The 11,657-nt window shown below is 67.0% G+C and carries 7 protein-coding genes; 5 read left to right on the top strand and 2 right to left on the bottom strand.

Annotated elements, in window-relative coordinates:
* Nucleotides 1-34: 34 nt before the first annotated feature.
* Nucleotides 35-787, bottom strand: coding sequence for a LysM peptidoglycan-binding domain-containing protein (locus tag ACSYDW_RS02625; protein WP_438337138.1), 753 nt, complete (start codon nt 785-787; stop codon nt 35-37).
* A 118-nt stretch (nt 788-905) separates the two neighbouring features.
* Between ACSYDW_RS02625 and ACSYDW_RS02620 the strand changes: the two genes are divergently transcribed.
* The 5 genes from ACSYDW_RS02620 (at nt 906) to ACSYDW_RS02600 (ending at nt 9,916) form a co-directional block, all read left to right on the top strand.
* Nucleotides 906-1,451: a hypothetical protein gene (locus ACSYDW_RS02620; RefSeq protein WP_438337137.1), complete on the top strand. Its 546-nt coding sequence runs from the start codon at nt 906-908 to the stop codon at nt 1,449-1,451.
* Nucleotides 1,452-1,617: 166 nt separating this feature from the next.
* Nucleotides 1,618-2,271 (top strand): SAF domain-containing protein, encoded by a 654-nt coding sequence (locus ACSYDW_RS02615; RefSeq protein ID WP_438337136.1) that lies wholly within the window; start codon nt 1,618-1,620, stop codon nt 2,269-2,271.
* Entirely contained in the window at nt 2,271-3,521 is a 1,251-nt protein-coding gene (locus ACSYDW_RS02610) for a CpaE/TadZ family protein (protein ID WP_438337135.1), read from the top strand. The genes ACSYDW_RS02615 and ACSYDW_RS02610 overlap by 1 nt, the downstream gene beginning before the upstream one ends.
* A gap of 104 nt (nt 3,522-3,625) precedes the next feature.
* A complete protein-coding gene (locus tag ACSYDW_RS02605; protein WP_438337134.1) occupies nt 3,626-8,440 on the top strand; it encodes an NAD-glutamate dehydrogenase in 4,815 nt (1,604 codons plus the stop codon).
* 3 nt (nt 8,441-8,443) lie between these two features.
* On the top strand, nt 8,444-9,916 hold the full coding sequence (locus tag ACSYDW_RS02600) for a sensor histidine kinase (RefSeq protein ID WP_438337133.1): 1,473 nt from the start codon (nt 8,444-8,446) through the stop codon (nt 9,914-9,916).
* Nucleotides 9,917-10,018: 102 nt separating this feature from the next.
* On the opposite strand, the gene ACSYDW_RS02595 is transcribed toward ACSYDW_RS02600, so the two are convergent.
* Entirely contained in the window at nt 10,019-11,539 is a 1,521-nt protein-coding gene (locus ACSYDW_RS02595; RefSeq protein WP_438337132.1) for a LysM peptidoglycan-binding domain-containing protein, read from the bottom strand.
* Nucleotides 11,540-11,657: the final 118 nt, after the last annotated feature.

The following is an 11,657-nucleotide window of genomic DNA, read 5'->3' as shown; positions in this document are numbered from 1 at the left end:
GCCGGCGTGGATGGCTGGAATTCGGAAGGACGGACTAAGGACGGGAGTCGCCGGGGTCCGGAGGGGAGAGGACCAGCCCGACGCCAAGCCTGTCCGGATCCGGCCCGATGGTTTCGCGGTTTGCCGCGTACCACTGCGGCCATGCATCGGCAATGTCTCCGTCCGTGGCGTCGGGGCCCAGATGCCGTGCGGCAATGGACCAGAGGGTGTCGCCGGGGTGCACGACGACGTCCGGCAACGTGCGCGTGGCTGCCCCGAGCATGCGTTGCAGCGGCAGTGAGATCCTTTGCGGAAACCATCCCGGCGAGAGCAGCGCGGGTGGTGATTGTGCTTGCCCCAATGCGTCCCCGGGTCCCTCGGATTGGGCGGCCGGGCGGGCCACTGGAAGGACAGCACCCTGGCTGGCGGTTTGGCCCGGTGGTACTGCGGCCTGTGCCGGTGTCGCGAGCAGGATCGATCCCCCCACTGCCGCCACACCGAGCCTGGACAGGAAGCCGGGCAGCAGCCGGCGGATGCGCGCATCCAGCCGGTGGTGTCCCGTCCTGGCGCCCAGCGCCGCGACAAGGGACAAGAGGGTTGAGAGCAACAGCCAGAGCAGGGTTGCCGCGCCAAGGAAGCCCAACATCAGCCCCGTGAGCCGTTCCAGCAGCGCGGGCGTCAGTTCCATCGAGCGCAGCGCACCTGGATCCAGGCTTCGCGCCACGAGGTGCCCGCCACACAGCAACACCGACGACAGCAGGGCCATCGACAAGAAGGCGGCGAGATCCCGAACGGATGTTGTGTGCATTTTGACCTCGTTTGAGTTTATTTGATGCTATTTCATTCCATCTGATCAACATGATGGCACTTCGTGTGTATGGAGGCTAGGGGTTTCGGCGAAGGAAATCGGGACCTAGGGTGTGCCCATGAGGTGGGAATCGCTTTTCGAGGATCTTGAGGCTCAACTTGAAGCCGAGTCGGCGCGTGAAAAAACCAGCGAGGTGCAGGAGGCCGTGCGTGTCGAACGCGCCCGCGAGGGACTGGTGCAGCGGTTGTCGCCCCAGATCAACGCGCACGTCGAAGTGCAGTTGCTGGGCGGGGACAGGCTACAGGGAAGGCTGGCCGCGCTGGGCAAGGACTGGTTCATGTTGCGCAGCGGCGAGTTCGAGGAGCTGGTCCCCGTGCACGCGCTGGCCGGCTGGACGCAGCGCACGCCGGGGCAACGGCAGGACGCCCGGGAGCCGCGCATCGGCCTGGGCCAGGCCCTGCGCGTACTGGTGCGTGACCGGGCGAGGATCAGCATCGGCGGCATCGACGGTTCCCTGATCGCCGCAGGAACGCTCGACCAAGCGGGAAGGGATTTCCTTGAAGTCGCTCGCCACGAGCGCGACGAGTACCGCCGCACCCCGGCACTCCGAGGTTCGAGCCTGGTGCCGATCCCCGTGGTGGCATGGGTCCGCAGGGAAAACTGACTATCAACAATTTGCGCACCGGGGCTTTCCAGCGGTCCGGAAGCGGGCGTAGGGTGTCGGCTCAAGGGCCCCGAACGTTGCGTGGTCCGGGCGTGGCGTGCGGGACACGGCCGCAGGGGATCCCCAGCGGGAAATCCGTCGGCCAGGAATCAAGGGGGAGTGCACCATGGACCGAGTTCAGGACCGCGTCGCGGGAGAAGCGCGCCGACTGGTGCGACCCACATGGAAAGACCCGCGGTTGCTGGTCGGGATCCTGATCGTGATCGCTTCCTGCGTCGGCGTTCTGGCACTGACCAGCACCCTGGACAAGACCGTGCCCATGTATGTGGCCAAGGCCGATATCTCGCTGGGCGAGCAGCTTACCGAGGAGAAGTTGGCGGTGGCCAACGTCAAGCTCGACGCCCTCGGCGAGAGCTACCTGGCGGCGGATCCCAAGGCCCTGGCCGGAAGGCGCGCCAACGCGCTGATCCGTGCCGGTGAACTCATCCCCTCAAGCGCCATCGGCCTGCAGGACGGGACAAACCGCAGGCCGGTCTCGGTGAACCTCTCGGACGCCCTGCCCGCGGCGATCACCGCCGGTTCCCACGTGGATGTGTGGGTCGCGCCGAAGGACCGCGCCGCCAACGCCTTCGCGGCCCCGACGCTCCTGCTGCCCGCTGCCGAGGTCACCTACCGCGCGGAACGACCCACCGGGTTCGGCGGAACCGCGGGCACCGTGGTGGAGCTGCTGGTGGTCGACGATTCACTGGCAGACCTGCTCGAGGCGATGGCGAACGACGCCCGGATCACCGTGGTCTTCAACCCGGCGGCGAGTTCGTGATGAACATCTCGGTGGTCATCTGGTCGGACGACGGTGAACTGGTGGAATTGCTGGAGCGGCAGCGCGGCATCCTCACGGTGGCCCGCACCTGTCCGGAGATCGTCGAGGCCATTGCCCTCGCGGAGACGGGGCTTGCCGATGCCGTCATCCTCGCCGGGGTGCCGGACCTGGTGGAGACCGGGGATATCGACGCGATCACCGAACGCGGGGTGCCCGTGGTGGTGCTGTGCGACGACCCCGCGCAGGCCAGCCGGCTCGGCCGGGCGGGTGCCCACGTGGCGGCGCGCGGTATCGACGCCGTGGAACTCGGTGTGCTGGTCGAGCGGGCCTGCGGTGAGAGCCATCGCGCAGCCCGGACCGACGGCTCCCCGGCCGTCCTGGAAAAGGACGAGGAGCCGACCGGCCGGCGTGCGCGGATCGTGGTGTTCTGGGGGCCCGTCGGGTCGCCCGGGCGGTCGCTGGTCGCGCTGAACTACGCCGTGGAATGCGCCCTCGAGGAGCAGGAAGTGATATTGCTCGACGCCGATACCTACGGCGCCACCCAGGCCGTGCAACTGGGCCTGCTTGACGAGGCGGCGGGGCTCGCACAGATTTGCAGGACCGTTGACCAGGACCGATTCGATGCGCAGACCCTGGAGCGCATCTGCGCGCCGGTGGTGATCGCAGGGGCCAGGATGCGCGTTGCCACCGGCCTGCCGCGGGCCAACCGGTGGCCGGAGCTGCGCCCCACGGCCCTGCGCCGGGCGGTGCTGGCGCTGCGGGAGCGCTGCGACGTGATAGTGCTCGACATCGCCGGTCCGCTGGAACTCGACGAGGAGCTCAGCTTCGACACTGCGGCGCCCCAGCGCAACGGAGCGGCTGCCGCGATGCTGCGGATCGCGGACGAGATCTACGCGGTGGGCCAGGCCAACAGCATCGGGGTGCCGCGGCTGATCCGGGCGCTCGACGAGATGCAGGCCTCGGTAGGGGAAATGGACGTCAAGGTCGTGTTCAACAAGGTTTCGGCAGCCAGCGTCGGTTCGGCACCGAACCGGGCGTTGGAGGAGACCTGGGCGCGCTTCGGACCGGACCAGCCGGTGGTCGCCTACCTGCCGCACGACCCGGCCGCCGTCGAGTCCGCGCTGCTTGCCGGAAGCGCGCTGGCGGAGATCGCGCCGCACTCGGCGTTGCGGATCGGCATTGCGGCACTTGCGGGACGAAAGATTAAGGCCAGGACGCGCATTTTGCCGCGTTTAGCCCCCTCAAAGTGACGCCCGTAATTTGGCGGGATAGTGTTGTAACACTAGCGTTGCGCAACGGAGCGGAACGTACATCTATACACGGAGGCGTTCTTTTGAACTCGTCGGAGTCCAGCATGTCCGAAACATTCATCGCTGAGACACTTACTGCCGATTTAGTAGGTACCTACTACGGCCAGCTAGCAGCAGAAGATGCGGCGGCATACTCGCCGGAGCAGCTCGAATCAAGGGTCGCGGCACACCTGGCCGTCGGCTGGGAACGTGACCCGAAGTCAGCCAGGGTCTCGATCACCCGGCACGCCGGCACCACCATCGTGTATGTGGTGACCGACGACATGCCGTTCCTCGTCGATTCCGTGACCGCCGAGATCGTGCGCCAGAAGGCCGCCATCAACCTCGTGGTCCACCCGACCTTCGTGGTGAGCCGCGACTCCGAGCACGGGCGCATCACCTCGCTGGAAACCGTACCGGCCCACGAGCACCTGGCCAGCGGCGACACCGCCGCCCTCCCGAAGCTCTCCGCACGGGTCGCCGAGAACCGCGACACCGCCATCGAATCCTGGATCTCCGTGGAGCTCGGCGGCGACCCGACGGACGAGACCGTCGAATCCCTTGTCGCGGGCCTGGAACGCATCCTCGTGGATGTGCGCGCCGCGGTCGAGGACTGGTCCGCCATGCGCAACAAGGCCCACGAGATCGCCGATTCCCTGACGCTTGTCACCGGCGCCGAAGAGATCCCCGACCTCCAGGCGGCAGTGGACCTGCTGCACTGGCTCGACGACGGCAACTTCACCTTCCTGGGTTACCGCGACTACGACCTTGTCACCGAGAACAACGAGGACGTCCTGCGTATCCGCCCGGATTCCGGCCTGGGCCTCATGCGCAACACCGCCGCCGCCCGCAATTCCCAGCACCTGACCAAGCGCGGACGCGCCATGGCCCGCGATAAGCGCGCCCTGGTGATCACCAAGGCCAACTCGCGCTCCACCGTGCACCGCGGCGTCTACCTGGACTACGTGGGCATCAAGCGCTTCGACGCGCAGGGCAACGTCAACGGCGAACGCCGCTTCATCGGGCTGTTCGCCTCCAGCGTCTACACCTCCTCGGTGCTGAGCGTCCCCGTGGTGCGCGAAAAGGTCAAGGCCGTGCTGCAGCGCACCGGCTTCGCCCCCAACTCGCACTCCGGCAAGGACATCGTCACGATCCTTGAGACCTACCCGCGCGACGAGCTCTTCCAGATCTCCGTCGAGGAACTCACGGAAACCGTGCTGGGCATCCTGCGTCTGCAGGAACGCCGCCGCACCTCGCTCTTCCTGCGCCCCGACGCCTACGGCCGCTTCATGTCCGCGCTGGTCTACCTGCCGCGCGACCGCTTCACCACGGGCGTCCGCCTGCGCATCGAGAAGGAGCTCACCGAGGCGTTCAACGCCGAGTCGATGGACTTCGAGACCCGCATGAGCGAGTCCTCGCTGGTGCGCCTCTTCTACCGCATCCGCCTGCAGCGCCACGGCCTGACTCCGGTTGTGGACCGCGCCGCCCTGGAAACCCGCCTTGTCGCAGCCGTGCGTTCCTGGTCCGAAGGCATCTCCGAGGCCGCCACCGAGCGCTACGGCGCCGAGGCCGGAACCGCACTTGCCGCGAACTGGGCCGAGGCCTTCCCCGCCGCCTACCGCGTGGAGTTCGAGGTCGAGGAAGCCCTCGCCGACATCGAGCGCTTCGGCGTCTACGAGGAGCCGGACCACGTGGGTCCGGTCATCAAGCTCTACGTGCCCGAGGATGACGAGGACTCCGAGGTCAACGCCCGGATGAAGCTCTACCTGACGGCACCGCTCTCGCTCTCGAAGATCCTGCCGGTCTTGCAGAACCTGGGCCTTGAGGTCATCGACGAGCGCCCGTTCGCCGTGACCCCGATGCGTGCCGAGGAACGCTACCTCTACGACCTGGGCCTGCGCTTCCCGGAGGGCATCGACCCGCTGGCCGCGGAATCCCTGCTCGAGGCCGCCTACGGCGCCATCGTGACGGGCGTCGCCGAGTCCGACCACCTGAACCGCCTGGTGCTGCGCGAGTCCATGGGCTGGCGCGAGGTCGCGCTGCTGCGTGCCTACGCCAAGTACCTGCACCAGCTGGGCGTCTCGAACTCCTACTCGTTCGTTTCCGACACCCTCGTCTCGAACCCGGATGTCACCCGCGGCATCGTCGCGCTCTTCCAGGGCACCTTCGACCCGTCGCTGTCCGCCGGCGAGTCCGCGGCAGCCCGCGAGGAGGCCCACGCATCGCTGGCGGTGGCACTGGAAAAGGTCCCGACGCTGGATGCCGACAAGCTGCTGCGCCGCTTCGTGAACGTCATCGAGGCAACGCTGCGCACCAACTACTACACCGAGCCCGCGGCGCTGGCCTTCAAGCTGATGCCGGGCAAGATCGACGGGGCCCCGTTCCCGCGCCCGAAGTACGAGATCTGGGTTTGCTCCCCGCGCGTCGAGGGCGTGCACCTGCGCTTCGGCGAGGTCGCCCGTGGCGGCCTGCGCTGGTCGGACCGCCGCGATGACTTCCGCACCGAGGTCCTGGGCCTTGTCAAGGCACAGATGGTCAAGAACGCAGTGATCGTGCCGACCGGCGCCAAGGGCGGCTTCTTCGCCAAGCAGCTGCCGAACCCGGCCGTCGACCGCGGTGCCTGGATGGAAGAAGGCAAGAGCGCCTACCGCATCTTCATCCGCTCGCTGCTGGAGATCACCGACAACCTTGTCACCGACGAGAACGGCGAAACCGTGGTGCCGCCGGCCAACGTCGTGCGCCTGGACGGCGACGACACCTACCTGGTGGTCGCCGCGGACAAGGGCACCGCGTCCTTCTCCGACATCGCCAACTCGATCTCCGAGGAACGCGGCCACTGGCTGGGCGACGCCTTCGCCTCCGGCGGCTCGATCGGCTACGACCACAAGGCCATGGGCATCACCGCCCGCGGCGCCTGGGAGTCCGTCAAGCGCCACTTCGCCGAGTTCGGCGTCGACACGCAGACCGAGGAATTCACCGCCGCCGGCGTGGGCGACATGTCCGGCGACGTGTTCGGCAACGGCCTGCTGCGCACCCGCACCGTGAAGCTCGTCGCCGCGTTCGACCACCGCGACATCTTCCTCGACCCGAACCCGAACGCCGGAGCCTCCTTCGACGAACGTGCTCGCCTGTTCGAGCTGCCGCGCTCCTCGTGGGCCGACTACAACAAGGACCTGATCTCCGCTGGCGGCGGGGTCTTCTCCCGCTCGCTGAAGTCGATCCCGATCTCCCCGGAGGTCCGCGACGCACTCGGCCTGGGCGCCACGGTCTCCTCCATGGCCCCCACCGAGCTGCTCAAGGCCATCCTGGGCGCCCCGGTCGACCTGCTCTACAACGGCGGCATCGGCACCTACGTGAAGGCCTCCACGGAGACCCACGCCGAGGTCGGGGACCGCGCCAACGACGCGATCCGCGTGGACGGCAAGCAGATCCGCGCCAAGGTGATCGGCGAGGGCGGCAACCTGGGCATGACCCAGCTCGGCCGCATCGAGGCGGCGCTGCACGGCGTCCTGCTGAACACCGACGCCATCGACAACTCCGCGGGCGTCGACTGCTCGGACCACGAGGTCAACATCAAGATCTTCGTGGACCGCATGGTCCGCGCGGGGAAGATCGACCCGGAGGAGCGCGCGCCGTTCCTGCACTCGATGACCGACGAGGTCGCGCGCCTGGTGCTGAAGACCAACTTCGACCAAAACGTGATGCTGCTCAACGACAAGCAGGAGATGGCCAGCTGGTCGCCGGCCTTCGAACGCCAGATGGACTGGCTGGAGGAGCACGCGGACCTGAACCGCGAGCTCGAGTTCCTGCCGACCAACGAGCAGCTCGAGGAGCGCCTTGCCGCAGGCCAGACGCTGACCGTGCCGGAGCTTTCCGTGCTCGTCGCCTACGCGAAGATCCAGCTGGCCTCCGCGCTGGCTGCCTCCGACCTGCCGGACGACCCGTACTTCGCGGCCACGCTGCGCAACTACTTCCCGGTCCAGCTGGCGGAGCGCTTCGGGGAGGAACTCGATTCGCACCCGCTGCGCCGCGAGATCATCGCCACGGTCGTCGCCAACGACATGGTCAACGTCGGCGGCACCACGTACGCCTTCCGCGTCATGGAGGAAACCGGTGCCACCGAGGCCCAGGTTGCCAAGGCGTTCGTCGCACTGCGCGACATCTACGCCTTCGACTCCGAGTTCGATTCGATCAACGCGCTGGCCCCGTCCTTCGACACGCAGACCTGGTGCCGCCTGCACCTGGACATGCGCCGCCTGCTGGACCGCGCCACCCGCTGGTTCATCCACCACGTGGACCGCAGCCAGCCGGTGACCGAGTCCATGCAGGAGTTCGCCCCGGTGATCCAGGCACTGCGCCCGGTCGTCGGCACCCTGCTGCGCGGTTCGGACGATGCACGCGTGAGCGCGCTGAAGACCGAGGCGCTGGGCTGGGGGCTCGACAAGGGCCTGGCCACCCGCTGGGCCGAGCAGTTCGAGTCGTTCGTGCTGCTGGACATCGCCGCCATGGCGACGCGCACCGGGCTGGACGCGGGGGAGATCGCGAAGATCTACTACGTGCTCTACGACCGCTTCCAGATCGACAAGCTGCTCGAGCGCATCACCTCGCTGCCGCGTGCCGACCGCTGGCAGGCGCTTGCCCGTGCCGCCCTGCGCGACGACCTGTACTCGACGGTCATCGACTTCACCCGAGACGTCTTCGAGGCCTCGGACGACGCCGAATCGGACCCGGTCGTGCGCGTTGATGCATGGCAGGAAGCAAACGCGGCTAACCTTGAACGTGCAAAGAACATGTTCGACGAAGTGAACCGGCTCGAGCGCGATGACATGGCGTCGCTGTCGGTGGCTTTGCGACTGTTGCGTTCAATCGTACGGAGGTAACCCTTGGCCATCTTCACGGACCAACTTCGAGAGTCAGCTGATTTTGGGCCTGGAGATGAAGACTGGCTTCACCTCTTGGTGGGGGACTGGCAACTTGTCGCCGACCTGGCATTCGCCGACATGGTGTTGTGGTTTCCGGTCCCGGACGGGACGTACATGGCGCTTGCCCATGTACGTCCCTCCACCTCGCACACCGTCTTCCACACGGACTTCGTGGGGGAGCGGATCCGCAAGGACCTCAAGTCCCTCGTGGACGAGGCCTGGCGGACGCAGGAAATCGTCCGTTCGGACCGCGGGGCGGAGCACGAGGAGCACTCGCTGCTTATCGAGGCCGTCCCGATGGTCCGCAACGGGCGCACGCTGGCCGTGGTCAGCGTGCACGTGGACCTTTCCGGGTCACGCATGCCATCGCGCCTGGAACTGACGTACAAGCAGTGCGCCGAGGACCTGTTGAAGATGTGCACGCAGGGCCTGTGGCCCGACTTCGCCACGCCGACCGGTTCGCGCCGCGGCGCGCCACGCGTCGGGGACGGATTCATCCGCCTGGGCTCCGACGGTGTGGTTGAGTACGCGAGCCCCAACGCGGTCTCGGCATACCGGCGCCTGGGAGCGGCCGATACCCTCGAAGGCAGGTCCCTGTCCGAGGTCACGATGAACCTGGTGAAGGACCGCCGGCTCATCGACGAGTCGCTGCCGCTGGTGGTCTCCGGCAAGATGCCGTGGCGCACCGAGATCGAGTCCATGGGTGTGACGTTGTCGCTGCGCGCCATCCCGCTGCGCGACGGCAAGAAGCGCTACGGCGCACTGGTGCTTTGCCGCGACGTCAGCGAGCTTCGCCGGCGCGAGAAGGAATTGGTGTCCAAGGACGCCACGATCCGCGAGATACACCACCGCGTGAAGAACAACCTGCAGACTGTCGCCGCCTTGCTGCGTATGCAGTCGCGCCGCATGAAGTCCGAGGAGGGCCGCCAGGGCCTTGATCAGGCCATGCGCCGGGTGGCGACGATCGCAGCGGTCCACGAGACGCTCTCGCAGGGCCTGAGCGAGCACGTGGACTTCGACGAGCTGATCGACAGGCAGTTCAGGATGATCGTGGAGATCGCCTCGCCCGGCCAGAAGGTGAAGACCGAACGCACCGGAGCCTTCGGCGGCCTGCCCGCCGAACTGGCCACCCCGCTGTCCCTGGTGATCAACGAGCTTGTCACGAACGCCGTGGAGCACGGCCTGGCGGACCGGGACGGCACCGTGGTGCTGAACGCCGGACGCTACAGGGACGCCGCCGGCGAGGACTACCTGCGCGTCACGATCAGCGACGACGGGGTGGGCCTGCCGGCCGAACCGCGCCAGGAGGGATTGGGCCTGCAGATCGTGCGGACCCTCGTCACCAGCGAGCTCGGCGGAAACATCTACTGGGAGGACCGCAGCGGTCCGGGTACCCGCGTCGTGATCGAGCTTCCGGTGGCTGCGCGCCGCTGACCCCACCCGGAAAACGGTCACACGAACAAGGCCTGGCCCACCATTGGTGGGCCAGGCCTTGTTCGTGTGTTTCCGTTCGGGGTCCCCGTGCCGGGAGCGCTGCTAGAAGCGCTTCTGCAGGGCCAGGATGTTTGCCACGTAGCGCTTGGTGTCCGGGTACATGCCGTACTTCTTCACGCCGGCGGCTCCCTGGTAGTAGGAGGCAATGCCGATTTCCTTGGACGGGCTGTTGCGCTGGTGGTGGCGGATGATCGCCACGCCGGCCGTCACGTTGTCCTGCGGGTCAAGCAGGTTGAGCTTGCGCCCCACGAGGTCCTCCGCCCAGCGGCCGGCCGAAGGGATGACCTGCATGACTCCCACCGCGTTGGCGGGGGAGACCGAAGCCATGTTGAAGCTCGACTCCTGGAAGGCGTGCGCCAGGGCGAGGGACGGGTCGACGCCCATGGAACGGGCGGTCGAGGCGACCATGGCCTGCATTTGCGCTCGCGAGGGCAACTTTGCGGCCAGCAGTGCCCGCTTGTTCTCGTTCGCGGAGTTGACGGTGCCCGAGGAGTACGTGCGGCCGAGGAAGGTGTTTCCGACCAGGGGCTTGGACGTCGTCGGCGTGACAGTGGAGGTTCCCGATCCGTTGCCCGAGGTCTTCAGGCGCTGCCCAATGGAGAGCGTCGAGCTGTAGCTGAGGTTCTTGTTCAGCTTCAAGAGCGTATTGACCGGGGTGTTGCTCTTCTTGGCGATGCCGATCAGGGTGTCGCCGGAGACCACGGTGTAGCTTCCGTTGGCAACCCCGGTGGCTTTGGGTGCGGAGGCCGAGGACGAGGAACTGGACGACGACGAGCCGGTCGGGCCGCCGGAAACCTTCAGGACCTGGCCTGGACGGATGATGGTGGAGGAGCCGAGGCCGTTGAGGCCCATGAACGAGGAAACCGACATGTTGTGGCGCAGCGCGATGCCCGAAGGCGTGTCACCGGCGCGAACGACGTAGCTGCCGGTTCTGGCGGCGGATGAGCCCTGGGTGGCGGAGGGCTTGGTGGCGGCGGTGCCCGCGGAGGCGAAACGCAGCACCTGCCCGATGTGGATCAGGTCTCCGGCGGGGTTGCCCGCGGCACTGCGAACCTCGGCAAGCGACTTGCCCGTGCGCTTGGCAATGGCACCGAGTGTGTCTCCCGCAACGACCTTGTACTGCGAAGCAGTGGAGGACGTTTTTCCGGAAGCCTTCTGTGCCGTGGGGGACAGGGAACCCGAAGTCTTGAGCCGCAGGACCTGGCCAACGTAGATGTTGTCGGAGCGCAGGGAATTGGCCTTCTTGAGGTCGGCTACGGAGACCTTGGTGCGAAGGGAAATGTGCGAGAGTGTGTCGCCCTTCTTCACCGTGACGGTATCGCTTTTCTTCGCCAACGGGACGACCGAGGAGGGTATGTGTGAGGCCACCAGGTGCGCGCTGATACGGGCCTCGGCGGCCTTCACCATGGCGGGGGTGGCAATCTTGGGCTGAAGCGCATCACGCGTTGGAAGCGGTGCAGCGACGGCCGGGGTGGCCAGCGTTCCGAGGACCACGGCAGGAATTGCCGCGGTGGCTACTGCGCCGCCGAGTGCTCGGACATGGCGGTTCTGTGCGATGGACATGAAGCGATCCTTTGGGTTGGGGCAAGGGCGAATCGTTCGGTCGCAAGTGAATTCACAGGAAGAACCTTGTGAATCATGTGACTCAAGTTGCGAGTGTGACTCCTGTGAATTTACACCA

Origin of the sequence: Paeniglutamicibacter selenitireducens (genome assembly GCF_051550675.1) — a bacterium.
Lineage (GTDB): Bacteria > Actinomycetota > Actinomycetes > Actinomycetales > Micrococcaceae > Paeniglutamicibacter.
The sequence above is the reverse complement of the archived record's forward strand: the minus strand, read 5'-3'. Positions and strand labels throughout refer to the sequence as shown.

Coding starts and splice junctions, on each gene's coding strand:
- ACSYDW_RS02615 (WP_438337136.1), top strand. CDS start 1,618: ATGGACCGAGTTCAGGACCGCGTCGCGGGAGAAGCGCGCCGACTGGTG.
- ACSYDW_RS02620 (WP_438337137.1), top strand. CDS start 906: ATGAGGTGGGAATCGCTTTTCGAGGATCTTGAGGCTCAACTTGAAGCC.
- ACSYDW_RS02605 (WP_438337134.1), top strand. CDS start 3,626: ATGTCCGAAACATTCATCGCTGAGACACTTACTGCCGATTTAGTAGGT.
- ACSYDW_RS02610 (WP_438337135.1), top strand. CDS start 2,271: ATGAACATCTCGGTGGTCATCTGGTCGGACGACGGTGAACTGGTGGAA.
- ACSYDW_RS02595 (WP_438337132.1), bottom strand. CDS start 11,539: ATGTCCATCGCACAGAACCGCCATGTCCGAGCACTCGGCGGCGCAGTA.
- ACSYDW_RS02625 (WP_438337138.1), bottom strand. CDS start 787: ATGCACACAACATCCGTTCGGGATCTCGCCGCCTTCTTGTCGATGGCC.